Here is a 22,983-nt window from a genome sequence, read left to right as displayed (position 1 = left end):
CAAGAACGACGACACGAACGAGCAGAAGGACACGCCAGAACAGCCGACACAGAATTAGCCCAGCTCAACTGCCTTGATTAAATTGACAGGTTCCGGACCGGGCAGGGCTCGGCCTTCCGGACACCTGCTCCGCAGCTCCCAAACCATGAGGAACCTGATTCGGAAACTCCTGAAACGACAAGATCCCGCCTGATCTCAATGATCAGACGGGATCCCGTCAACTACAGTCCAGCCGTTTCAAGAACGGCCCCTGGTGGGGTGTTCACGAGTCAGCCTGAACTGGTATGGAAGCAAGGCTCTGAAGATCGCTTCCCAGACCTAGGTTGATCGTTTCCCGAGGTCGAGGCTGTTTGGACGGCTCAGCTGCGGCTCCTGTCGGCTGCGGGGATGCAGGGCGCCGGCTCAGCGGGATTTGGTGAGTGACCATAGGGATACTGCCATGAGCAGAGCGGTCAGCCCGCCACAGATCATCACGGTGGAGACCGAGAAGGAGTCGACGACGCGGCCTCCGAGGAACGCGCCGAGGGCGAAGGTCGCCTGGAAGGAGGAGGTGAAGACGACCGCGGCAGCTTCGGGCGTGTGGGGAGCGGCGGTGATGAACGATGCCTGCGAGCAGACGGGCACGCCTCCGTAGGCCAGGCCCCAGATCACGAGCAACACCACGACGCCGACGGTCGTGCCGCCTACCGAGGGCAGCAGCAAGGTGGTGGCCGCGATCAGGCAACCGCAGGTTGCGAAAGCGGCTCGCAGGCGTGTGGCGGTGGCTTTGCCGGCCAGGAAGTTGCCGGCGATTCCGGCGATGCCGTACGCCAGCAGAACGGCGCTGACGGCTGTGGGAGGCAGGCCGGTGACGTCCTGGAGGAATGGTGTGACGTAGGTGTAGGTGCCGAAGTGGGCCAGGACGATGAGGAAGGTGGCCAGCAGGGCGATGGTGACCCCCCGTGCGCGCAGCAGGTCGAGCAGGACACGAGGGCTGGTGACCTGGTGGGCGGGCAGCGGCGGCAGCAGCATCAGCAGGGCGGCCAGGACCAGGATGGCCAGCGCGGCCAGCACCAGGAAGGCGGTTCGCCAGCCGGCGAGGTTGCCGATGAAGGTGCCGGCCGGTACGCCGAGTACGGAGCCCAGTGGCACGGCAGAGAAGATCACAGCAGTGGCGGTGCCTACGGCGTGCGGCGGCATCAGGCGGCCGGCCAGCCCGGCCCCGATCGACCAGAAGCCGCCGATGGTGAGGCCGACGAGCACCCTGGAGATCAGCATGGCCCAGTAGGAGGTCGCCACTGCGGCCAGCACGTCGGCGGCGGCGAGCACCGCCATGAGGACGCACAGCATCACGCGGCGGTCCAGGCGCGCGGTGGTCAGTGTGACGATGGGTGCGGCGACCGCAGCGACGATGCCGGGCAGTGTCATGGTCAGCCCTGTGGTGCCGTCGGAGATGCCGAAGTCGGCGCCGATGGCGGTCAGCAGGCCGATGGGCAGGATTTCGCTGGTGACGATGGCGAAGATACCCAGCATGAGCGAGGTGACCGCGAGCCAGTTGGTGACGGGCGAGCGGGGCCGGGCAAGCGTGGTGGTAGACATGATTCCCGTTCAGGCAGGTGCGCGTGGCGTGCAGGCACCCAGCCAAGCAGTGATGAAGCAGCAGGCACTGGCACTTTTCGGACGTAACCAACGAGCGGCCCACACGGCCGCCGAGCCACGCAACCTGCTGCCCGCCTACGCCACTGATCCGAGTTCACGCCTGACACCGTCAAGCGCAGGCGCCCGGCGGTGATCGACTTTCGTGGTCAGGTCACCCGGGCAGAGCCGACTGACATTTCCGCAGGGGATTCGCGGCCCTACCCGGTGGGCGACGGCTTTGGCTGCGGCGATAAGGATCTTGCGCTCGGTAGTGACTGCCAGTGCCTTGCCATTTACTCGGACCCGATTCGGAAGCCCCTGAAACGACAAGATCCCGCCTGATCGCGATGATCAGACGGGATCCCGTCAACTACAGTCCAGCCGTTTCAAGAACGGCCCCTGGTGGAGATGAGGGGATTCGAACCCCTGACCCCTTCGATGCGGACCCCGGTGGGACGTGCCGCTCCTGATCATCAGATGCCATCCGAGGCTGTCAGGTGCCGCGATGGTGACGCCCGTTGATCTCTGCTGTGTTCCCGTGTCAACGAGTCCGCTGATTTTTCGCTGACTCCGCCCAGCCGTCCACAGGCCGGTATGACCATGATCACCGGAGACCACCCTTCATGGACCAACTGCGGCACCGACCCGAATCTGTCGGCCTCGCACGCCATGATCGGCATTCACATGTCCCGTATGTTCCCTCAAGGAGTGCCATGGCTGCCACCGGCGATGTCAGATGGTGGGGCATCAACGACTGGACAGATCTCGACCTGGTCCGCGCCGAGCTCTCCGCAGGGACCGATCCGAACTCCGGCGTGCCCGTCTTCGAAAAGCCGCTGCACGCCGCGGCTGATCGCGGCTCACCGGAAGTGGTCACTGAGCTGGCCATGCGCGTCGATGACGTCGACGCGGAAAATCAAGGCCGCACCGCCCTCTGGATGGCCGTCTTCGAAAACCGCGCGGACAACGCCCGAGCCCTCGTCTCCGCAGGGGCGGATCCGTGGCGCCCCATGATGGCGGGCTGGTCCCCCGGCCGCCTCAGCCTGGCCGGCCCCTCTCCCGACCTCTTCCCCCTCCCCTCACCGGATGCCGGTCTGTCCGAGGCCGAGGCAGCCGCCGTGGCCGAAGCCAGGCGTCTGATCCCCGCGCTGGGAGACCTCCATCACGACGGCCTGAGCCTGGCCTGCGTGGCCGACGTCAGCGCGACCGAGGCGACAGCGCGGCTGGAAGCCGCACCTGCCGACGACGTGGACGTGGAAGCGCTTTACGAGGCGTGGTGGAACAACCCGGACGCCGATCTGATCATCGGCATCACAGACGTACCTGGCGGCTGCGTCATAACCCAACCCTGGGGAAACACCGCATCCACTCCCGGCGTCGTCAAGCGCGTCTCACCGGGCACGGTCTGCTACGACATGTACGCCAATCCCAAGGGGGGCAGTGGCGGATGCGTCGCCCGGGAAGGCGCCGTCATCACGTCCTGGGAGCCGCACAGCGCCTACACCATCCCCCCCGACGCCCTTGCCGAGAAAATTCTCGCCGCCTATCTCTACCGCGGCCACCCTGTAGCGTTCTGCTGCGCCGGCGCGGGTCTGCGCCTGGCCCACGCCGGGCCGATCATCGGTTCGTCCGCCACGTGGCTCAGGCTGCCCAGGCGAGACTGGTGGACCTGACCTGTGGAAATGACAAAAGGCTCGGTTCCATGAGATGAAACCGAGCCTTTCGTCCTGTGGAGATGAGGGGATTCGAACCCCTGACCCCTTCGATGCGAAGCCAAGTCATCCGGCTTGGGACCCTGGCCTATGCGCTACTTGAGCTGCGGGGACAGTCCCTCGTCGTCCGTGATCGTCCGGCCCCGCCTGTAGCCGTTGTCACCCAGTTGGTCACTCAGTTCCCTGCCGGCCAGTTCCCCTGGTGAACCACGAGATTCTCTCGTCTGCCGACGATTACCCGGCGCCCACAAGCGTCAGCCCTACCTGGGACCGCCACCACCCATCTCTCCGTGCCTGACGGTTGCACCAAGCGCAGAAAGATCGACTTCGATATCGAAACGACCGGCTTTCGTCGGATCGAGCTGTAAGACTCCGCGCATGTGCGATCCCGCCCTTTCGGAGGACAGCGCCTCTCTCCGCCCTTCCACAGCAAGACACTCGCCGGGCGCAGGGCATGGTCCCAGCCGCAGAAGGTGGTCGGCGTGAGCATGTTCGAGCGGTTCAGCCTCCAGCCGAGCCCGAAAGACTGGCAGACCACGTGGATCGCCCGCGGCGAACTCCACGACCAGCGGCTCGGCCTGCCCCCCGGGGTGTCCGGAGTGATCTTCGAGCGGGCGCGGCTGGTGAACGTCGACTTCTCCGGAATGTGGTTCGCCGGCTTCAGCGTCCAAGACAGCACCTTCGAAGACTGCGACTTCTCCGGCGTCACCTTCGAGCAGCTGTCCTTGGGCACCACCCGCGCCCAAGGACCGCGGAACGGCATTGACTGGCCGCAGTCGGTCTTCCGCGACTGCACATTCCGGCGCACCCGCTTCGCATCCCCCACCTTCTTCGGCAACGTCCGCTTCGAAAAATGCCTGTTCGACCGATCACGACTGAGGGAGCAGACATTCACGTTCGGAGCCGAGTTCGTCGACTGCGTCTTCCGCGGCCGGGTGCGGGAAGTCAAGTTCTGGGGCCGCCCGGATGTTCATGACCAGGACGTGTTGGGACGGGACCACAACGACTTCACCGGTAACGACTTCACCGGTGCCGAACTCGACTACGTCGCCTTCCACCACATCGATCTCCAGGCGCAGCGTTTTCCAGGCTTGCCCGGCTACGCGCTCCTCGACCGGATCAGCCAACGGGTGGATGCGGTGCTGCCCCTGGTGGAGCACTGGCCGGACCCGTACCACCGGGATATGGCCGGCTTCAGCTTGGAGTTCCTCGCGGATTGCGCCCTGGAGCGGAACGACGACCAGGCGCTGGTGAGCCCGCTGGACATGGGACGGAAGCTCCCACCCGCGCTCCGTGAGGAACTGTTCGAAGCACTCAGGCGCACACCCAGCGATACATCCCCTGGTTGAGCCGTACCGCCTCGCGGGCCAGGTCTCTCAGGGCCATGATGCGCCCGCTCTCGAACTCTTCGAGCAGTTCCTCTTCCGCGTACTCGCGTAACCGGGCGTCGTCCACAGAGGCCAGGGCGACGACGGTTTCGGGCGCCGCCCGGTCCATGCTCGCCGACTCGCCGTCGTCGGCGACGGTCTCACTGTCACCGAACTCGCTGAGGTCACGTCCGCTGAGCTCGGCTGCCAGTGTGTCGAGCCCGTCGAGCCAACCCTTGCAGTCGACATACGGCAGGTTCGCGGTCGCCGGCCCACCGGACAGGGCCAGCCGGGCGGACTGTTCGGAGTCCGCCGTGAAGTAGTCGACGAGAACGCCCATGGCGGGCCACTCTACCGAGATCACCCATAGCGGCGCTCACACTCGTCGCTTCGTTATGCTCGCGGCATGGCCGCTAGAGATCGATACGCCATCATCGAGGACCTGCTTTCCCTCTCCTTCCGGCGGGAGTGCACACGAGCAGGAAACCGGTCCAACGGTCCGGGCTACCACCTACGTGCCCTGCAGGTCACAGCCAGGACTTCTGGAACCATCGCAGCGTAGAGACTGTCGAAGCCACCGAGCAAGAAATCGACTGTGCCACGAAGCTCCCGCGTTGGAGCAGAGTGATGGCACGTCCCTCGTGACGGTTCATCCGCTCGTGTGTTCACCTACCGGACCGGAGTACCCGAGTTGCGAGGTCTCCGCCGGGACCACGATGTCGGCGATCTCGACCGGCCGTCCGTCGGCGAGGTAGGTCCGCTGGATCGTCAACACGATGGATCCCGGCGAGATGCCGAGGCGCTTGGCCTCTCCTGGAAGGGCGGCGCGTGCGCCGACATCCTCAACCCAGTCATCGACGATCACCCCGTGGCCGGCCAGTGGTCCGTCCTCCGGCATCGCCACGATCGTGCCTCTGGTCAGTTGCAGTGGCTCGTAGGAATCCGACAGCATCCAGACCTGACCGTCGGCCCGGAAGACGTACCGGGTGTGCATGACGTCATCGCGGTCATCCTCGGGCTCGTCAAGAGCGAGTCGCGCACGTACTTCCGGCGACGCGCGCACCGTGGCGGATTCGTACTCCCAGCTTCCGGCCATCGCCTGCTCAAGCATGCTGGCGGCGAACGGTGAGCCGGCCTTCCGCTCTCGATACCAGGAGCGGGGAATCCTCCGCACCGGTGGTCGCTCCCTAGCCGTGTACTCCCAGGCACCCGGACGTATGGCGGTTGGTGTCCGCGCTCGCTGACCGGTACGGATCTCGCAGTACCCGAGACGACCACATGTCGTGGGCCGAGCTGTACGTCCGACAGGTGGCACCCGTATGACCCTCGTGCTGCCTGACCCGAGTCTGCCGATCGACGACGCCGAGTGGCTGGAGATCCTCACCGAGGCCTTTCCCGCCTGGAGCTTCTGGCACAGTCCCGCCGGCTACTGGAGAGGCACCCACCACCAAGAATTGACAGAGGAGCAAGCCGCCCCCGAGTCCCCGTTCCTGCGAACCATGGAGGCCGGGACCGCGCGGGAACTGGCAACCGAGCTCGCCGGGCAGGAGATCCTCCGGGGAGCGTCGGCATGAGCTCCGATTTCGGCACGCCTCACGCGGTCTGCGACCACTGCGGCCACGACCTTGAGCGGAGGTTCGGGCTGGACGGGATCGTCTACCTGGACTGGCTCCTGGATCCGAAGCTAGACCGAGCCACCTGCGAGACCAGCCCAACCAAGCGGCACGCACCCCGAGATGAGATGCCCATGAGCGTCCACCAGGGGGACGGCGAGCTCCTACGATCCCCCGGCTGCCGGTGCCTGTCATGGCGGCGGCGGTCGGGCCAGACCTCCGCGAGCGGGTGCGCGCAGGCACTCACCCGTGGGGTCCGTGGTCCCGCTCCGACCTGGAGGGAGAAACCGTCCTGAAAGGGGACGGCGTGGGGCGGGACCACCCACAGCGTCCCGCAGGCAGCGACTCCACCGCACTGCCGGACCTCGGACTCTCGTCCTCCTTCCCCAGTTAGGCGAGGGGCCGCCCATACACCGACGGGCGGCGACCCGTCCCACTGGCCCTGACGGCACCTGCCGCCCCGCGCCCGCCCTGACGCCCGCCGGTGGACCGCCGGGCGCGGGCGGAGTCAGCCGATCCACGCGCCGGTGGTGAAGTTCCCGGTGTTGATCGCCATGACCGGGATCATGATGGCCATGCTCACCAGCCACACCCAGGGTCTTCGCACCCCCGCGACGCCGATGGCGATCCACAGGGGGAACCAGGTCAGCGACCCCCGGCCGATCGACATGTAGAACGACGACAGGGTGAGGAAGGACAGCACCTGGGGGGTGATGTACGCGAACTCCGGCCACTTGCGCCGTACCGCGAGGCAACCGGCCAGCACCAGCAGCACCGCGGCCGAGATGATCTCCTCGTAGTAGGACGTGGTGAGCGAGGCGACGTCGTCGGACATGCTCCAGGTGTTGGCGAGCGCCTCCCACGGCCAGACGGCGTGCCGGCCCCAGAACCGGTCCTGCACCGAGTTGTAGGCCAGCCAGTCGCCGGTGCGGGTCCACTGGTAGACGCTGTACAGCACGAGCGGCACACCGGGGAGCGCGAGCCAGGGCAGCAGGCGCCACCCGCCCGGGCGTTTGCGGCCGTTCTCCGCCACCAGGAACATGACGAGCAGCCCGAAGGCCAGGAACAGGCCGGAGATGCGCACCGTGGCGGCTCCGGTGGCGCACAGCGCGGCGTCCTCCCAGCGGCCGTTCCTGGCGAGCAGCCACGCCGAGACGGCCAGGGCGAGGAACAGCGCCTCCGAGTAGCCGGAGTACAGGAACACGGCGAACGGACTGAGGAACAGCGCCGCCACCGCGTACCGGCCGCTGCCTGCCGCGTACGTCTCCGCGAGCCGCGACAGCGCCACCGCGAGCACCGCGCTGGCCACCAGCGAGATGATCATCGTGGCCAGCCGGCCGTCCTCGACGACCGGCCGCATCACCCTGATCAGTATCGCCATGCCGGGGAAGAACGCCGGCAGCTTCCCGGCGTCCTGCATGCCCGGGGGGCCGTCGTAGCCGAACTGGGCGATGGCGATGAAGTTCTCGGCGTCCCAGCGGGTGAACCGGTTGAGGAAGGGGTCGGTGGTCCGGCCAGGGCCGGCCAGATAGGCGTAGATCAGCACACCGACGTGCGACAGCGCCCAGAGGAGCAGGGCCAGCCGGTCGCCGGGGTCGGTCAGGAACCTGGGCACCCACCGCCGCCCGGCCACCTCACCGGTTGACTCGCCGGTCGTCTTGCTGGAAGTCTCGCCGGGACGTGCGCCGGGTTCCGCGTCGGCCGGTTCCGGCTCCGTGATCTCCACCGGCCCGGCGGGCGCGCGATCAGTCACGCGAGAATCCTTATATAGCCGCAAAATCCGGGCAACCGGTTGCCCGCAACATGATCCTTCCGTGTCGGCCCGTCCCCGCCCGTCTCCTGCGAAGACCACTTCCGCCCGGCGGCGGGACGCCCCGCCCCGCCGTGAAACTTCCACGCGGTGCTAGCCGCCGTGCCCGCCGTGGAAGGGGGATGTCACGCCCTCGTACCGCAGATGCAGGGCCATCCCCTGGTCGGCGTGCGCGAGGTTGTGGCAGTGGTTCATCCACACGCCGGGATTGGCCGCGCGGAACGCCACCTCCCACACCTCGCCGGGCCGCACGTCGAAGGTGTCCAGCCACAGCGGGCTGCCGGACGGGGCCGTCCCGTCGCGCGCCAGCACCAGGACCGTGTGACCGTGCAGGTGCCAGGGATGGGTGTCCCGTACCCGGTTCACGACCGTGACGCGCACGAGGTCGCCCTCCCGGACGAGCTGCGCAGGGATGCGCGGCCGCCGACCGTCTGCGCGTACGCGGGGACGCGGAGTTCGGGCTCAGTGGCCGGGGGGCTGCAACGGTGGACAGGTGCTCGATCCTCGCGAACAAGCACATCATCCCTGGCCTGGGCGCGCGGAAGCTCGTCGACCTCACCGCGGACGACGTTGACCGCTGGCTGGCCGACAAGGCGAAGGAGCTGAGCACGCGAACCCTCCGCGAACTGCGCTCGATCCTCGTCCGGGCCATCTCCCGCACCCAGGCTCGGGACAAGGTGAAGCGGAACGTCGCGCTGCTCTGCGAGATCCCAGAGGAAAGGAGGGACGTCCGTCCAGGTCTCACCCTCGACCAGGCGGAAGCCGTGCTCAAGGCGTCCGAGGGGACCGCGGCTGCATGCCTACCTCGTGCTCTCGCTGCTGCTCGGAGCTCGTACGGAGGAACTGCGGGCGCTCACCTGGTCACACATCGACCTTGACGGCACCCCGCCGTCCATCATGGTCTGGCGCTCAGTCCGGGAAGGTGGTGACACCAGGACCCGCAAGTCCCGGCGAACGCTGGCCATGCCGAGGCGCTGTGTGGAAGCGCTCAGGCTCCATCGTGAGCGGCAGGACGTGGCCCGCAAGGCGGCGGGCGTGAACTGGCAGATCAACGATCTTGTGTTCGCGTCCAAGGTCAGCACGGAACTCGATGCACACAATGTCCGACGCTCGTTCCGGGCGGTGCTCAAGAAGGCCGGCCTGAACGAGAAGGAGTGGACGCCCCGGGAGATGCGCCACAGCTTCGTCTCATTACTGTCCGACTCCGGAATCCCGCTGGAGAACATCTCTCGCCTGGTCGGCCACGCAACACCTCGGTGACGGAGACCGTCTATCGCAAGCAGCTCCGCCCGGTGCTTCTCGAAGGAGCTGAGGCCATGGATCAGCTCTTTCCAGACCTGTGAACGGTACGGGATCATCGGTGCCCTTTAACGTCGAGATTTTCGAAGGGACACCGTGAACGGTCACCGCATGCTCTATCTGGTTCCGCTGCTCCTCGGCTGGCTGGTCCTGCTTTGCGGCAGCTTCATGATGGCGCTTGCGTCGGGGAGCGGTGGTGGCACCGAGATGTCGCTCGTCATCATGGTCGCGTCTTTCGGTCTGGCGTTTCTTCTGACGGCGGTGGTGATGGCGATCACCGAACTGACCTCAGCGATCAAGCGCAGCAGGTAGTCACCCAGTTGGTCACTCAGCAACGCAAAAGGCCGTTCCCGACTGATCGGAAACGGCCTCTGACCTGGTGGAGATGAGGGGATTCGAACCCCTGACCCCTTCGATGCGAACGAAGTGCGCTACCGGACTGCGCTACATCCCCAAGACGTGGACTAGATTAGCAAACTTCCAGGGGCACTCGCGCCATCCAGAGCCACCGTCGGTGCCACCGTCAGTCGCCGACCGCGCGGCGGGGGGTCTCGGCGTACTGGTCGAAGAGTTCGTCGCGGAGCGCGGTCAGGTCGATGACCTCTGCCACCGGGCGCTGGGCCTCCAGCAGGGCGGCGCGGCGGCGGGCGCGTCTGGCACGTTCCGCGCGGGCCTTGGCGGCCGCTCTCCGCTGCTCGGCGTCGATCTGCACGGTGACCCGGAGGATGGCCAGATAGGTCCCCAGAAGCACCACTGAGGGCGCCACACCCCACCAGGGGATGATCCGGACGGCGGCCGTCACCACGGAGGCGAGCAGGAGCAGCACGCACCAGAAGGTCAGCCGCCTGCGCTTGGCCACCTGCCTCCCCCTGCGCCGGAGCTCGGCGCGACGGCGCTCGGCCCTACGCGGGTTGGGCCGGCGTGCGGGCGAGGCCTCGGCATCCGCCGGGGTCTCCCGGTCGGCCGCCGGCGACGCGTCATCGCCGGCCGGGAACTCCGACATGGTCCCGGTGGCGGAAAGGGCTCCCGAGGAGGACTCCGGAGAGGAGGCGTGCGGCGGCTCGACCAGGGTCTCGGTGGAGTCCTCGTCGTAGGCGTACGACTCGGGGTCCTTGGCCGTCTCGGCGAGGGTGTTGCGGTCGCGGCGCAGCCACATGGGCACGAGCACGCACAGCCACATGATGACAATGGCCAGATACAGGACGACGCTGCTCACGGCCACCTCCGGGCAGCACGAAGACACGGGTGGTCCCCCGGCGCCTTCGATGTGCTCATGTCACGCACCGTAAGACCGCGTGTCACTATTTGACGAGCATTCGATGCGGTGTGTCGCGAGATCTTCAAACCTCTTCGTGCGGAGTGCCGCCATGGGCGGCCGCCTCACGGGCCCGCCGCCACCGCACCAGCAACCCTCTCGGCGCGTCTTCGACCGTGAGCGCGTAACAGATATGGTCGCGCCAGGCACCATCGATGTGTAGATGCCTACGTCTGATGCCCTCTTCCCTGAAACCAAGCTTTTCAACCACTCTGCGGCTTGCGTGATTTTCCGGGCGGATGTTGGCCTCGACGCGATGCAGCCCGGTGGTGAAGAAGCAGTGGTCGACCGCCATCGCGACCGCGGTGGGGGCGATCCCGCGACCGGCCAGCGCGCCGTCCACCCAGTAACCGATCTGTGCCGACCTGGCGGAGCCCCAGACGATGGCGCCCACGGTGAGCTGCCCGGCGAAGGCACCCTCGTAGGTGATCACCCACGGTAGTGCGAGGCCCTGCCGGGCCTCCCTGCGCAGGGTCCCGGCCATCGAGATGTAGGGGCCGAGGCCGGTCTTGAAGAGGGGGGTCTCGGGATTGCTCGGCTCCCAGGGACGGAGCCAGTTCGCGTTGCGCAGCCGCGACTCCCGCCAGACGCGTACGTCTCGCAGCCGCAGCGGTCGAAGTCCTACCGGACCTTCCGTCAGGGTCACCGGCCAGCCACGAAGTCGATCCACGCCCTCCATCATCCCCCCAACACCGCCCACCGTGCCATGGGAGCCGGGGCAGCGGCCGCGAGGGGCCCGCGCGAGGGTACGGGTCAGCGCGGGTGGTCTCCCCCTCGGATCTGGTCCACGGCGTGCCGGAGCACGGGCGCCAGCACGGCCATGCCGTCGCGTACCCCTCCGGAGGAACCCGGCAGGTTGACGATCAGCGTGCCACCCGCCTGCCCGGCGAGCCCGCGCGACAGGATCGAGGTGGGCACCTTCTCCCAGTTGACCTGACGGATGGCCTCGGCGATGCCGGGGACCTCCCGGTCGATCACCCGCCGGGTCATCTCCGGGGTGAGGTCGGCCGGGGTCAGCCCGGTGCCGCCGGTGGTGACGATCACGTCGTACCCCTCGGCCACCCCGGAGCGGAGCGCCGCCTCGACCGGCTCGCCGTCGGGAACCACCCTCGGCCCCTCCACCTCGCACCCGGCCTCGGCGAGCAGCCCGGCCAGCAGCTTCCCGGACGTGTCCTGGTACGTCCCGGCGGCGGCCCGGTTGGACGCGGTGATCACCAGAGCTCTCACGAGGTTCCCCTGGTCCAGACGCCCGTCTTGCCACCGGTCTTCTCCTCGACCCGGACATCGGTGATCACGGCGGCCGGGTCGACCGCCTTGACCATGTCGATCAGGGCGAGCGCGGCGACCGAGACCGCGGTCAGCGCCTCCATCTCGACCCCGGTACGGTCGGCGGTCCTGACCCGTACCGTGATCTCCACGCCGTCGTCGACCACGTCCAGCTCGACCTTGACCCCGTGCAGCGCGATGGGGTGGCAGAGCGGGATCAGGTCGGGGGTCCGCTTGGCACCCATGATCCCAGCGATCCGCGCGGTGCCGATCGCGTCGCCCTTGGGGACCTCCCCCGACCGCAGCAGCGCCACGGCCTCGGCCGAGAGCAGCACCCTGCCGGTGGCGGTCGCGGTACGGACGGAGACGTCCTTGGCCGAGACGTCCACCATGCGCGCCGCGCCGGTCTCGTCGATGTGTGTGAATCCAGTCACAGCGGGATGACCTCCACCTTCGCTCCCTCGGGAAGCTCGACGACGTCCTCGGGGACCACGATCAGCGCGTTGGCCGCGGCCAGCGCGGCGAGCTGGTGGGACCCCTGCCTGCGCACCGGGTCGACGGTGCCGCCGGGACCGAGCACGCCGCGCAGGTAGGAGCGCTTCCCCTCGGGCGAGCGGAGCGGCCCGGTGGTGATCGCCCGCACGGTCGGCGTGGGCTCGGCGGCCAGCCCGCCCATCTTCCGTAGCGCGGGCCGGACGAACACCATGAACGACACGAACGACGACACCGGGTTGCCCGGCAGCGTGAAGATCGGGATGTGGTCCTCGCCGACCACGCCGAAGCCCTGGGGCATGCCCGGCTGCATGGCGACCCGATCGAAGCGGACCGTGCCGAGCGGCCCGAGGGCCTCCTTGACCGGCTCGTACGCCCCCATCGAGACACCGCCGCTGGTGATCACCAGATCGGCCCGCAGCAGCTGCGCGTCGAGCTGGTCGAGGAAGCGCGCGGCGTCGTCGGCGACGATCCCGGCCCGGTAACCCTCGCCACCCGCCTCACGGACCGCGGCGATCAGGGCGAAGCTGTTGGACTCCCAGATCTGACCGTCGCCCAGGGGCAGGCCGGGCTCGACCAGCTCGGCCCCGGTGGATATCACCACCACCCTCGGGCGGGGCCGCACCAGCACCCGGCGGCGGCCCACCCCGGCCAGCACCCCGAGCTGCGCGGGCCCGATCGGGGTGCCCGCGGGCAGCACGACGTCGCCGGCGCGCACGTCCTCCCCCGACCTGCGGATGGCGTTCCCCGGCGGCGCGGGACGGTTGATCAGCACCTGCGCCGTGCCGCCGTCGGTCCACTCGACCGGGATCACCGCGTCGGCCCCGGCGGGCAGCGGGGCCCCCGTCATGATCCGCATGACCATGCCGGGGCCGATGGCCTGCACCCGGCCGTCGCCCGCCGCGATGTCGTCGATCACCGGGAGCGTCACCGGGGCGTCGGCGACGTCCTCGGCCCGCACGGCGTAGCCGTCCATCGCGGAGTTGTCGAAGGGCGGCAGCGGAACCGGGGCCGTGACCTCCTCGGCCAGCGTGGTGCCCAGCGCCTGCTCCAGCTCCACCTCCAGCGGGGCGAGGACCCGGACCGTGCGCAGGATGTCGGAAAGGTGGTCGTCTACCGATCTCATGAAGCTCATCGCGCGGCCAGGAACTCCTTGAGCCAGGGCAGGAACTCCGGCGCCAGGTCGGGGCGGTCGGCGGCGAACTGCACCACCGTCCGCAGGTAGTCGAGCTTGTTGCCGGTGTCGTAGCGGCGGCCTCGGAACAGCACCCCGTGCACCGGGCCACCCTGGTCGTTGCCCCGCCCGGCGAGGGTACGCAGGGCGTCGGTGAGCTGGATCTCGTTGCCGCGTCCCGGCGGGGTGTTCTCCAGGACCTCGAAGACGGCCGGATCGATCACGTACCGGCCGATGATCGCCCAGTTGGACGGGGCCTCGTCCGCGGGCGGCTTCTCCACCAGGTCGGTCACCCTGACCACGTCCTCCTCGTCGGTGGGCACGATGGCGGCGCAGCCGTACAGGGAGACCTGTTCCCTGGGGACCTCCATCAGCGCGATGACGCTGCCACCGTGCGTGCCGCGCACCTCGATCATGCGCTTGAGCAGCTCGTCGCGGTAGTCGATGAGGTCGTCACCGAGCAGGCACGCGAAGGGGTTGTCGCCCACGTGCTGCTTGGCGCAGAGGACGGCGTGGCCGAGGCCGCGCGGCGTACCCTGCCGTACGTAGTGGATGGTGGCCAGGTCCGCGGGCTCGCGCACCTGGGAGAGGCGCTCGTCGTCGCCCTTGGCCTCCAGGGCCTCCTCAAGCTCGACCGCCCGGTCGAAGTGGTCCTCGATGGAACGCTTGTTCTTCCCGGTGACCATGAGGACGTCGAGCAGTCCGGCGGAGACCGCCTCCTCGACGACATACTGGATCGCGGGCTTGTCGACGATCGGCAACATCTCCTTGGGGGTCGCCTTGGTCGCCGGAAGAAAACGGGTGCCCAGACCCGCCGCGGGGACAACGGCTTTCGTCACAGCTTCGAAGTCGGCCATAACCAAAACCATAGTGGAGGGACCCGTGGACAAGCTGAGGCTGCGTGCCACTATCGAAGCGGCGCGGGCCGCGATCCCCGATGAGCGGCGCCAGGCGGCCTCCGTCCAGATCAGGGAATCCCTGCTGGACCGGCCCTGGGTCCAGATGGCCGGGCTCGTCGCATGCTACTGGTCGACCGGGACGGAGCCCGCGACCCACGGACTGGTCTTCGCCCTGTGGAAGCACGGCGCGACCGTGATCCTGCCCGTGCTCCGCGACGACAACGATCTCGACTGGGCCGTGTACGACGGCCCGGACACCCTGGCCCCCGGCCGCTTCGGGATCATGGAACCGGTCGACACCCGGCGCGGCGTCGACGCGATCAGGACCGCGGCACTGGTGATCGTGCCCGCGCTGGCGGTGGACAGGTCCACCGGGGTGCGGCTCGGGCGGGGCGGCGGCTCCTACGACCGGGCACTGGCCAGGGTCGGCCCGAACGTGCCGACCGTGGCCCTGCTGCACGAGGGCGAGTTGCTCGACGACGTGCCCGCCGAGCCGCACGACGTGGCGGTCCGCTACGCGGCGACACCCGAGGGGATCTTCAGGACGGGCGCCACGGGCACCTGAGCCGGCCCGGGAGACCTCCGCGACCGGCGCCGGGAACACGGGCCCGACCACGGTGAGTCACCGGAATCCGCGTCCGAACACGCGACCGGCGGGCGAAATCACCGCCCGCCCCGGGCCGGTGTGCGTCCGAGCCGTGACCCGTTGTGCGCGTGGGGCGTGTGTGACGCCCCTTCCGAATGCGACACAATGGTCCCCGGAGACAGAGAGGGGACCAGATGGGGGTCGACGTCTGGCTGCTTCTCGGCGCCGGAGTCGTCATCGCGGCCATCGTCGCCGTACGTGTCGCCCACTGGAGCGGACTGCCCAGCCTCCTGCTCTTCCTGGGCTTCGGGGTGATCCTCGGTGAGTCCGGGCTCGGGCTGCAGTTCGAGAACCCGGAGCTCGCGCAGCAGATAGGCCTGATCGCGCTGGCGATCATCCTGGCCGAGGGTGGCCTGACCACCACCTGGAGCCACGTCAAGGGAGCCATTCCCACCGCCCTGGTGCTCGCCACCGTCGGCGTGGGGGTGAGCATCGCGGCCGTCGCGGTCTCGGTGCACCTGATCCTCGCCCTGGACTGGCGGACCGCGCTGCTGGTCGGCGCGATCCTCGCCTCCACCGACGCCGCCGCCGTCTTCTCCGTGCTACGCCGCCTGCCGCTGCCCCCGCGCCTCGCGGGCATCCTGGAGGCCGAGTCGGGTTTCAACGACGCGCCCACGGTGATCGCGGTGATGCTGCTGAGCACCGCCACCTCGCCCAGCCTCGGGACCGCGCTGTTCGACGTGCTCTTCGAGCTGGTGGTGGGCGCGGCCGTCGGCCTGGCGGTCGCCCCGCTCGGCATCTACGCGCTGCGCCGCATCGCGCTGCCCGTCTCCGGCCTGTATCCCATCGCGGTGCTGGCCCTGGCGTTCGTCGCCTACGCGGGAGCCGTGTTGCTGCACGGCAGCGGCTTCCTGGCGATCTATCTCGCGACGCTGGTCATGGGCAACTCCCGGATGCCGCACCGCGCGTCCTCGCGGGGTTTCGCCGAGGGCGTGGCCTGGCTGGCCCAGATCGGCCTGTTCGTCATGCTCGGGATACTGGTCAGCCCCTCGGAGATGCCGGCCGCGATCGTGCCCGGCCTGGTCGCCGGGCTGATCCTGGTCGCGGTCGCCCGCCCTCTGTCGATCATGGTTTCCGCCCTCGTGACCCGTCTGACGGGCATCGCCAGGCTCAGCTGGCGGGAACAGGCGTTCCTGTCGTGGGCCGGGTTGCGCGGCGCGGTGCCCATCGTGCTCGCGACCATCCCCTGGGCCGCCACCTCCATCGAGAACGGCACGGCCAAGCTCGTGTTCAACGAGGTCTTCGTGATCGTCGTCGTCTACACGCTGCTGCAGGGGCCGACCCTGCCGTTCGTGGCGAAACTCCTCGGGCTGTCCACCCCCGACGAGGCCCGCGACCTGGAGGTCGAGTCGGCGCCGCTGGAGGAGCTCAACGCCGACCTGCTCCAGGTCAGGGTGCCGCCGACGTCCAAGCTGCAGGGTGTGGAGATCTTCGAGCTGCGGCTGCCCAGGGACGCCCAGGTGACGCTGATCGTCAGGGAGGGCCGGACGTTCGTCCCCACCGACTCCACCAGGCTCAGGGTCGAGGACCAGCTCCTGGTCGTGACGACCGCCGCCTGCCGGGACACCGTCGAGCGCCGGATGCGGGCGATCAGCCGCAGGGGCAAACTCGCGGGCTGGTACGGCGAGCGCGGCGTCTGATCGAGATCTCCCTATGGAATGCGAAGACTCCAACTCGCGTTTAAGCTTGTCGGCTGCGTACCATTAGCAGTCGCGCCACTAGAGTGCCAATCGGCGCGGACCACACGAGGAGGAGCGCGTGCCCACCTACCAGTACGCCTGCAGTGCCTGTAACCACCAGTTCGAAATCGTCCAGAAGTTCTCCGACGATGCTCTCACCGAGTGCCCGAGCTGCGCGGGTGACCTGCGCAAGGTGTTCTCCGCGGTCGGCATCGTCTTCAAGGGTTCGGGCTTCTACCGGACCGACAGCCGGTCGTCCTCGTCCAGCACGGTGAGCTCGTCGAGCTCCTCGGACTCGGCCGGCTCGTCGAAGTCGTCCGAGTCGTCGAGCTCCTCGACCTCGTCGGAGTCGAAGTCGGACTCGAAGTCCGACGCCAAGCCGGCGAAGGTGGCGAGCAGCCCGGCTCCCGCGGCGTCCTAGGTTCCCGGCCGTCGAGAGGTTCGGTCCCCCGACGGGCGGTCGGCCGGCGAGCCGAGCAACTCCCGGGGGAGCCTGTCCAGCAGTTCCCCGAGTTCGGGATGCTCGGCCGGGCCCCAGTCGTCGATCAGCCGTGCGAGCCCTCCGCGCGCCTCTTCCACCAGGCGGCTCGCCAACCGCTCGCCCTCGGGGGTGAGTTCCAGGACCCTTCGGTCCCCTGATCGGCGGATCAGGCCGCGCTCGACGAGCGTGTCCGCGTCAGGCCGGCCCTCCTCGGCGGTCACCCCCGTCCGCGCCGCGAGTTCCAACGCAGGTCAGGACGTGATGATCTTGTCAGGCACGTAAGGCATGTTAGCCGGGGTTGAAGGTCACCGGAACGGAAGACGCCGTAGCGACCGGCGGTGACGTCGCCGTCTTCCGCGACGGCGATCCCGACCAGGACAGCCCCGCCCAAGAGGTCGTTGACGAAGCCGCGGAGCCGAGCACGGTGCCCAGGTTCAGCCCCAGGACCGTGCACCCGCAGCGGAGGTGGACCAGCATCTCGACGCTGCTCCAGGTCGGCGTCGACGTCATCACGGTCCTTCCGGCGGCTGCTGACGGGTTCGTCGGCCTTCAGGGAAGCTCAGGCGGTTCCTTCAGCATCACGACCGTCGACATGGTGGCGCGGATGCCGCTCTGGCTGACCGTCACGTTGTCATCGGCCTGCGGCGGCGGGCTGCCAGGCGGGTCTTGGGTCACCTCTCTGCCACGCTTGCGATGCATTTGGCCGCCAGAAGCAACCCTTGGCTTCATTCGCCGAAGTGCCGGCCCGCTTCGCGCACAGGTCAGCGCTGCATGTCGATGATGAGCTTCCCACGGACTCCGCCGGCTTCGAGTCGTCGGTGAGCCTCTGTGACGTCGCCGATCGGGTAGACGGCGTCGATCACAGGGCGGACGCTGCCCGCCTCGGCGGAGGCGGTGAGCTCGGCTATCCGCGCGGGGGAAGGGTTGTTGCTGAAGAGTTTCATGCGCCGGGGCGAGAGGGCGGCTCGCAGTCCCGTGGTGGCCATGGAGGTCAGGATTCGGTCCTGGTCGAAGGCCAGCGCGACCATGCGGCCACGACGATCGAGCCGGGCCTGGTAGGCCCTGAGATCGGTGCCCACGACGTCGAGGATCACATCGTAATGACCGAGGTCCTGCGGCCGGGTCGTGCGGTAGTCCAGGGCCGCGTCGGCGCCGAGTTCGGTGACCCAGCCGAGATTGCGTGCGCCGGCGAGCGCGGTGACGTGGGCGCCGAGCGCCTTGCCCAGTTGCACGGCGATGCTGCCGACGCCGCCTGTGGCGCCGCGGACCAGGAGCCGTTCACCGCTGGTGAGGCCGGCCTTGTCGGTCAGGGCGGTCAGGGCGGTGGTGCCCGACGAGGGCAGGGCGGCGGCGTCCAGCAGGCTCAGGTTCTTGGGGGCCCGGGCGAGCCGCTGTTCGGGGACGGTGACGTAGTCGGCGATGGCGCCGAAGGCGAAGTGCGGCATCAACCCCCACACCTCCTCTCCCTCGCTCCAGGCGTGTACGCCGGAGCCCAGGGCCGCGATGCGGCCGGTGAAGTCGCCCCCCAGGCCGCGGGGGAAGCGGGCTCGGGCGATGCCGCGCAGTCTGCCTGCGCGGAAGGCGAGTTCTCCGGCATCCACGCTCGCGGCGCGGACCTCGACGAGCACCTCTCCCGGCCCAGGCCGAGGCGTGGGCACGTCGTTGATGCGCAGCACCTCGGGAGGGCCGAATCGGGTGTATTGGACGGCGCGCATGATCTCTCCCCATCGTCGGACCGCAAGTGGGCTCGCAGCCCACTTACGGTTCGGCTACTCTAACCGGAGCGCCAGCCCACTTGTCAAAACCTGGAGGAGGCCATGCCCCACGCCGCCCGGCGACGACCCCTGCGTGCGGACGCCCAGCGCAACTACGACCGCATCGTCAGCGCGGCCCGGGACGTCTTCGCGCGTGACGGCGCCGGCGCCGCCCTGAAGGAGATCGCCCGTCAAGCCGGGACGGGATCGGCGACGCTGCACCGCCTCTTCCCCTCCCGCCGGACCCTGCTCGAAGCCGTCTTCCACGACCGCGTCGAAGACCTTTGCGCCATGGCGGCACAACGCGCCGAGGAGAACGAGCCGGGCCCCGCGCTCCTGGCCTGGCTTGGCGACCTCAACACCTACGCGTGCGCCAGTCGCGGCCTGGCCGCCTCACTGCTGCAAGACAGCCGGGATGCCGACCTGTTGGAGCAGAACGCAGGCTGCCAGGCGATGATCACCGATGCGGCGCGCGACCTCCTGCGGCGAGCACAACAGACAGGCGCCGTACGCCCCGGGATCCGCGCCGAGGACCTGCTCGCGCTCGTCAACGCCATCTCACTGGCCGCCGAGCAGCACGATGACGACGAGCAGGCGGACCGGCTGCTGGAGATCGCGATCGAGGGCATCCGAGGCCAGGCCGCATGACGGATCAGGTGGAGACGCCCTTGGCCGGCGTAGCCCTGCCGGGGTGCGCTCGCGGAGCCGCATCGATCAGGGCCGGCTGGGGCGTAGGGGGATGTCAGTGACGCATGGCACTGTGCCGTCCATGAATTTGAGCGTGCGTGAAGCCGTCCTCGACGCTGGACGGGCCCTTGCCGTACCCGATCCGGTGACCGAGGCGTTCATCCGCCTCCTGCGCCCCTGCATCTACCTCTGCCCCTACGACGAACTGCCGCAAGAGCTGAAGAAGGATGCCCGGCCGGCCGCTCGGGCCCTTGGGTTTCCCCATCTGCCCGAGGACGTGGAAGTGCCCTCGTACCGGTCGCACGTGGTGACCATCGACTGCGCCGCCCTACCTGCCGATGTCCTCGACATCGACTTTCCCGCCGACGGCCACCTGGTCATCCTCGCCGAGATCACGGACGACCCGGAGGATGGCGTCATCATCCACCTCCCGGCAGGCACTGAGACCGTCGAACGACAATCGCAGTCGAAGTCTCATGAGCCGTTCCCGCTCTACGCGGTCCCGGGCACCACCAAGCCCGACCCTCTCCACTGGTCCCAGGTTGCGGAAGCGGCCGACTACGCCGAGGGCGACGCCGAGCGGGCCTGCCTCGTGACCAAGTTGATCGATGAGATAGGGGAGATTCCCGACGTCCGGTGGAAATATGACCTCCAGCTCGGCGGCTACTCCCGCGCCTTTCACAACCCGGTCGAAGACCGCGGGAAGGCACTGTTCCTCTCCATCCCGGAGAGCGCGGTCTTCGGGGACGGTTGCATCACCCTCGTCTCGGGGACCCGGGAGCAGATCGCAGAGCACCGCTACGACGAACTCGAGTTCAACGTCGAGTGCTGACATTTCCAGGACCGGCGGCCGACGGTAGGAGCGACGCCCACCGGCCCTCGCCTCCGCGCGGCCATCTTCGACTCGGCTGGCTTACGGCGGCGTGACAGCGCCCGGCAAACCGAAGAACAAGCCCGCCGGGTATGGGTGGGATGGATGACGGCCGCCCGACGCGAGGCGGGCATCGGTCCCGCCGGTGACCGCTCCACCGTGGCTGGCGCCGCCGCCCGCTTCCTCGGCACGCTCCAGGTCGCCACCAATCACGTTGATGTGCTGGCGGACGAAGGGCGACAGGCGTGCGATGTCTTCTCCGGCCAGAGGGTAGCCCTCGGCCTTGAGCTGATCGAGTGCCCGGTCCATGTGGAAGGTGTTCCACAGCGTGACGCAGTTGAGCACCAAGCCGAGCGCGCCGAGCTGGTCCCCCATGCCCTTGTGGTAGCGCTGGTAGAGCTCGCCCTTCTTGCCGTGGAAGATCGGGGTTGAGGAACAGCGGGACGGTCATTGGCGGTAAACCGCTGCGTCGCAGGTCGCGGAAGACTGTGTAGGGCGTCGGGGCGGTGTCTTCCGGAGCCGCGCCCTCACTTCAGTGGGCTCTGACCGCCTGGCCCTTTCGCATTCGACCAGCTCACCGCCACAACGAGAAACAAGATCTTTCTCACCGCCAACGACTGTCCCGCTGTTCCTCGACCCCGGGTTTCGCGACTTTCGCGACGCCCCTACGCGCGGGCGCGCGAGGAGCTGGGCGGCGGGGCCTGTCTCGCCCCGGCCCCGAGTGTGGCCGGCGCTTGCCGCCGGTCAAGTCCGCTCCCTCGCTGGCGCTCGGTCGGCGGACTGGACAGTCGGCCGCGCGCCGGCCGAAGGGCCGTAAGGGACGAGACGGGGACCGGGCGGGGAGAGGAGAGCAGGGGACGCTGAACCCGCCGGGATTCGCGGCGCAAGTTAGTAGATAAGACCGCCTTACGGCCCGTGGGGCGGATCGGGGCGCGAGGGCCAGGAGGACGAGGAGCCCCCGTCCGGGGACGCCGCACCCTCACCGAGACCGGCCGCGGTGCCGCACTTTCCTCATGATCGTCCCGGAGCAAGTTGTGTGAAAGGTCGGACTTACCGGCCGCGATCCCCGGAGCAAGTTAGAACACAAGTCGGACTTATCGGCCCGCGCGGCGCCGCCGGTCCGGCGGGCCACCGGAAGACCTTCACCGGGGCTGAACCCGCCGCGATCCGCGGAGCAAGTTGGTAGATAAACCGGAGTTACCGATCCGGGGGCGGATCGGCCCCTCCGTCGCCGGCGTCGGCGAGGAGGGCCAGGAGGACGAGGAGCCCCGTCCGGCGACGGCGCGGGGGCCGCCTCCGAGGAGTGGCGCGACCCACGATCACAGGAGATCAACACCACGAAGGAGAAGACGACGAGAAGACGCAGAGAGCACGAACACCCACGAGAGAACGACAAGGAGATCACAGCGACAGACCAGACAGTTCAGACTGAAGATCCATCAGAAAGAACGAACCGTCACACCTCACAGTGCTAAGACATCCGATCTGCCTAAGCCGTCAAGTCGCGTCGATGCCGGATCTCGGACTCTCCTCTCATCTCGTCTTGTTCCTTGCGCTGAAATCCGTTCGCGGATGGATGATTGTCGCCGTCATGATGTGCCGATGCCTCCGAAGAACGCCTACCACGACGCGCTCGGTGACTACTTCGCCGAGCACGCCGGCATCAGCCCCTACAACGCCTACACCGATCGGCCCGCGATGCTGGAACTCGCCGGTGACATCGCCGGCGCGAGGATCCTTGACGTTGGCTGCGGAGCCGGACACTACGCGGCCGACCTGCTGGCACGTGGCGCGAAGGTAGTCGGCGTTGATGGCAGCGCCACGCTGCTGGAGCACGCGCGGGCACGGGTGGGTGAGCGGGCTGAGTTGCGACTGCATGATCTGGAGGAGCCGCTGGGCTTCGCCGATGACGCGTCGTTCGATGGGGCGGTGTGCGCGCTGGTGTTCCACCACCTCACCCGTCGCACGCAACTGCTAGGTGAGTTGCGTCGTGTGCTGCGGCCCGGTGGGTGGCTGCTGGTCTCGACGACCCATCCGGCGGCCGACTGGCGCCACTTCGGCGGCTCGTACTACGCCGACGACTGGGTCGAACTTTCTCTCAAAGGCAGCCCGTTCTCCATCTGTTTCCAGCGCATGCCCTTGGAGACGTTCCTGGGTGAGCTGCTGTCCGCTGGGTTCGTCTTGGAGCGGCTCATCGAGCCGCGACCGGTACCCGACCTGCTAGAGATCGACGAGGCCGCCTACGACAAGCTGCACCAAGCACCTTGCTTTCTCTCCGTCAGGCTGGCGCGTCCTTGATCG

General features: G+C 68.4%; 27 protein-coding genes, 1 tRNA gene and 2 pseudogenes. 14 read left to right on the top strand and 16 right to left on the bottom strand.

The features are described 5' to 3' along the window. Positions 1 to 402: 402 nt before the first annotated feature. Complete coding sequence (locus tag AB0J58_RS35590) at positions 403 to 1,578, bottom strand: MFS transporter (protein WP_364224151.1); 1,176 nt, start codon at positions 1,576 to 1,578, stop codon at positions 403 to 405. A gap of 752 nt (positions 1,579 to 2,330) precedes the next feature. Between AB0J58_RS35590 and AB0J58_RS35585 the strand changes: the two genes are divergently transcribed. Both AB0J58_RS35585 and AB0J58_RS35580 read left to right on the top strand, forming a co-directional pair. Next, entirely contained in the window at positions 2,331 to 3,290 is a 960-nt protein-coding gene (locus AB0J58_RS35585; protein ID WP_364224149.1) for an ankyrin repeat domain-containing protein, read from the top strand. A gap of 527 nt (positions 3,291 to 3,817) precedes the next feature. After that, complete coding sequence (locus tag AB0J58_RS35580) at positions 3,818 to 4,678, top strand: pentapeptide repeat-containing protein (protein ID WP_364224157.1); 861 nt, start codon at positions 3,818 to 3,820, stop codon at positions 4,676 to 4,678. On the opposite strand, the gene AB0J58_RS35575 is transcribed toward AB0J58_RS35580, so the two are convergent. After that, positions 4,644 to 5,036, bottom strand: coding sequence for a hypothetical protein (locus AB0J58_RS35575; RefSeq protein ID WP_364224147.1), 393 nt, complete (start codon positions 5,034 to 5,036; stop codon positions 4,644 to 4,646). The genes AB0J58_RS35580 and AB0J58_RS35575 overlap by 35 nt on opposite strands. Before the next feature lie 309 nt (positions 5,037 to 5,345). Further along, entirely contained in the window at positions 5,346 to 5,870 is a 525-nt protein-coding gene (locus AB0J58_RS35570) for a UTRA domain-containing protein (protein WP_364224145.1), read from the bottom strand. Positions 5,871 to 6,015: 145 nt separating this feature from the next. Here AB0J58_RS35570 and AB0J58_RS35565 point away from each other — a divergent pair, with 145 nt between their 5' ends. Beyond that, positions 6,016 to 6,270: a hypothetical protein gene (locus AB0J58_RS35565; RefSeq protein WP_364224143.1), complete on the top strand. Its 255-nt coding sequence runs from the start codon at positions 6,016 to 6,018 to the stop codon at positions 6,268 to 6,270. Next, positions 6,267 to 6,605, top strand: coding sequence for a hypothetical protein (locus AB0J58_RS35560; protein ID WP_364224141.1), 339 nt, complete (start codon positions 6,267 to 6,269; stop codon positions 6,603 to 6,605). Before AB0J58_RS35565 ends, AB0J58_RS35560 begins: the two co-directional genes overlap by 4 nt. A gap of 212 nt (positions 6,606 to 6,817) precedes the next feature. Here the strand turns inward: AB0J58_RS35560 and AB0J58_RS35555 are convergent, their stop codons facing one another. Then, positions 6,818 to 8,062 carry a mannosyltransferase family protein gene (locus AB0J58_RS35555; RefSeq protein ID WP_364224139.1) on the bottom strand — a complete coding sequence of 415 codons (1,245 nt, stop codon included), beginning with the start codon at positions 8,060 to 8,062 and terminating at the stop codon, positions 6,818 to 6,820. Between the two features lie 150 nt (positions 8,063 to 8,212). Next, entirely contained in the window at positions 8,213 to 8,533 is a 321-nt protein-coding gene (locus AB0J58_RS35550) for a multicopper oxidase domain-containing protein (RefSeq protein ID WP_364224155.1), read from the bottom strand. A gap of 71 nt (positions 8,534 to 8,604) precedes the next feature. Here AB0J58_RS35550 and AB0J58_RS35545 point away from each other — a divergent pair, with 71 nt between their 5' ends. From AB0J58_RS35545 to AB0J58_RS35535, 3 genes are all read left to right on the top strand, one after another. Further along, positions 8,605 to 8,997, top strand: a complete 393-nt coding sequence (locus tag AB0J58_RS35545; protein WP_364224137.1) for a hypothetical protein — start codon at positions 8,605 to 8,607, stop codon at positions 8,995 to 8,997. Continuing rightward, positions 8,927 to 9,379: a site-specific integrase gene (locus AB0J58_RS35540; RefSeq protein ID WP_364224135.1), complete on the top strand. Its 453-nt coding sequence runs from the start codon at positions 8,927 to 8,929 to the stop codon at positions 9,377 to 9,379. Before AB0J58_RS35545 ends, AB0J58_RS35540 begins: the two co-directional genes overlap by 71 nt. 150 nt (positions 9,380 to 9,529) lie before the next feature. Next, positions 9,530 to 9,730, top strand: a complete 201-nt coding sequence (locus AB0J58_RS35535) for a hypothetical protein (RefSeq protein WP_364224133.1) — start codon at positions 9,530 to 9,532, stop codon at positions 9,728 to 9,730. Between the two features lie 65 nt (positions 9,731 to 9,795). On the opposite strand, the gene AB0J58_RS35530 is transcribed toward AB0J58_RS35535, so the two are convergent. The 7 genes from AB0J58_RS35530 to galU all read right to left on the bottom strand — a co-directional run bounded on the left by AB0J58_RS35530 (position 9,796) and on the right by galU (position 14,522). Next, positions 9,796 to 9,872 (bottom strand) — tRNA-Ala (locus AB0J58_RS35530). Positions 9,873 to 9,941: 69 nt separating this feature from the next. After that, a complete protein-coding gene (locus AB0J58_RS35525; RefSeq protein WP_364224131.1) occupies positions 9,942 to 10,634 on the bottom strand; it encodes a hypothetical protein in 693 nt (230 codons plus the stop codon). A gap of 124 nt (positions 10,635 to 10,758) precedes the next feature. Continuing rightward, positions 10,759 to 11,412, bottom strand: coding sequence for a GNAT family protein (locus AB0J58_RS35520; protein ID WP_343964765.1), 654 nt, complete (start codon positions 11,410 to 11,412; stop codon positions 10,759 to 10,761). A gap of 74 nt (positions 11,413 to 11,486) precedes the next feature. Continuing rightward, the gene (locus tag AB0J58_RS35515; protein ID WP_364224129.1) at positions 11,487 to 11,960 is read right to left on the bottom strand and encodes a MogA/MoaB family molybdenum cofactor biosynthesis protein; all 474 of its coding nucleotides are present in this window, start codon (positions 11,958 to 11,960) and stop codon (positions 11,487 to 11,489) included. Then, positions 11,957 to 12,433, bottom strand: coding sequence for a cyclic pyranopterin monophosphate synthase MoaC (gene moaC, locus AB0J58_RS35510; protein ID WP_364224127.1), 477 nt, complete (start codon positions 12,431 to 12,433; stop codon positions 11,957 to 11,959). Before moaC ends, AB0J58_RS35515 begins: the two co-directional genes overlap by 4 nt. Further along, positions 12,430 to 13,617: a gephyrin-like molybdotransferase Glp gene (gene glp / locus AB0J58_RS35505; RefSeq protein WP_343964687.1), complete on the bottom strand. Its 1,188-nt coding sequence runs from the start codon at positions 13,615 to 13,617 to the stop codon at positions 12,430 to 12,432. The genes moaC and glp overlap by 4 nt, the downstream gene beginning before the upstream one ends. A 5-nt stretch (positions 13,618 to 13,622) precedes the next feature. After that, the gene (galU, locus tag AB0J58_RS35500) at positions 13,623 to 14,522 is read right to left on the bottom strand and encodes a UTP--glucose-1-phosphate uridylyltransferase GalU (RefSeq protein ID WP_343964689.1); all 900 of its coding nucleotides are present in this window, start codon (positions 14,520 to 14,522) and stop codon (positions 13,623 to 13,625) included. A 25-nt stretch (positions 14,523 to 14,547) separates the two neighbouring features. Here galU and AB0J58_RS35495 point away from each other — a divergent pair, with 25 nt between their 5' ends. From AB0J58_RS35495 to AB0J58_RS35485, 3 genes and pseudogenes are all read left to right on the top strand, one after another. Beyond that, positions 14,548 to 15,129, top strand: coding sequence for a 5-formyltetrahydrofolate cyclo-ligase (locus AB0J58_RS35495; RefSeq protein WP_364224125.1), 582 nt, complete (start codon positions 14,548 to 14,550; stop codon positions 15,127 to 15,129). 215 nt (positions 15,130 to 15,344) lie between these two features. Next, on the top strand, positions 15,345 to 16,850 hold the full coding sequence (locus AB0J58_RS35490; RefSeq protein WP_364224123.1) for a potassium/proton antiporter: 1,506 nt from the start codon (positions 15,345 to 15,347) through the stop codon (positions 16,848 to 16,850). Between the two features lie 118 nt (positions 16,851 to 16,968). Then, a pseudogene (locus AB0J58_RS35485) lies at positions 16,969 to 17,109 on the top strand (FmdB family zinc ribbon protein); the annotation flags it as partial. A 14-nt stretch (positions 17,110 to 17,123) separates the two neighbouring features. Here AB0J58_RS35485 and AB0J58_RS35480 read toward each other — a convergent pair. Both AB0J58_RS35480 and AB0J58_RS35475 read right to left on the bottom strand, forming a co-directional pair. Continuing rightward, positions 17,124 to 17,267, bottom strand: coding sequence for a hypothetical protein (locus AB0J58_RS35480; RefSeq protein WP_343964767.1), 144 nt, complete (start codon positions 17,265 to 17,267; stop codon positions 17,124 to 17,126). Between the two features lie 39 nt (positions 17,268 to 17,306). Further along, positions 17,307 to 17,615 (bottom strand): hypothetical protein, encoded by a 309-nt coding sequence (locus tag AB0J58_RS35475; protein WP_364224121.1) that lies wholly within the window; start codon positions 17,613 to 17,615, stop codon positions 17,307 to 17,309. 53 nt (positions 17,616 to 17,668) lie between these two features. On the opposite strand from AB0J58_RS35475, the gene AB0J58_RS35470 reads away from it, so the two are divergent. Continuing rightward, positions 17,669 to 18,151: a hypothetical protein gene (locus AB0J58_RS35470; protein ID WP_364224119.1), complete on the top strand. Its 483-nt coding sequence runs from the start codon at positions 17,669 to 17,671 to the stop codon at positions 18,149 to 18,151. On the opposite strand, the gene AB0J58_RS35465 is transcribed toward AB0J58_RS35470, so the two are convergent. After that, on the bottom strand, positions 18,132 to 19,085 hold the full coding sequence (locus AB0J58_RS35465; protein ID WP_364224117.1) for an NAD(P)-dependent alcohol dehydrogenase: 954 nt from the start codon (positions 19,083 to 19,085) through the stop codon (positions 18,132 to 18,134). The genes AB0J58_RS35470 and AB0J58_RS35465 overlap by 20 nt on opposite strands. A gap of 102 nt (positions 19,086 to 19,187) precedes the next feature. On the opposite strand from AB0J58_RS35465, the gene AB0J58_RS35460 reads away from it, so the two are divergent. Further along, the gene (locus AB0J58_RS35460; RefSeq protein ID WP_343964699.1) at positions 19,188 to 19,772 is read left to right on the top strand and encodes a helix-turn-helix domain-containing protein; all 585 of its coding nucleotides are present in this window, start codon (positions 19,188 to 19,190) and stop codon (positions 19,770 to 19,772) included. A gap of 133 nt (positions 19,773 to 19,905) precedes the next feature. Further along, entirely contained in the window at positions 19,906 to 20,643 is a 738-nt protein-coding gene (locus AB0J58_RS35455) for a hypothetical protein (RefSeq protein ID WP_364224115.1), read from the top strand. Positions 20,644 to 20,886: 243 nt separating this feature from the next. On the opposite strand, the pseudogene AB0J58_RS35450 reads toward AB0J58_RS35455, so the two are convergent. Then, positions 20,887 to 21,105: pseudogene (locus AB0J58_RS35450) on the bottom strand (Tn3 family transposase); the annotation flags it as partial. 1,179 nt (positions 21,106 to 22,284) lie between these two features. Between AB0J58_RS35450 and AB0J58_RS35445 the strand changes: the two are divergent. Next, the gene (locus AB0J58_RS35445; RefSeq protein ID WP_364224113.1) at positions 22,285 to 22,980 is read left to right on the top strand and encodes a methyltransferase domain-containing protein; all 696 of its coding nucleotides are present in this window, start codon (positions 22,285 to 22,287) and stop codon (positions 22,978 to 22,980) included. The last annotated feature ends 3 nt before the right edge of the window (positions 22,981 to 22,983 follow it).

Origin of the sequence: Streptosporangium sp. NPDC049644, assembly GCF_040675205.1 — a bacterium.
Taxonomy (GTDB): domain Bacteria; phylum Actinomycetota; class Actinomycetes; order Streptosporangiales; family Streptosporangiaceae; genus Streptosporangium; species Streptosporangium fukuiense.
Note: the sequence above shows the minus strand (reverse complement) of the source record. Positions and strands in the feature narration are given on the sequence as shown.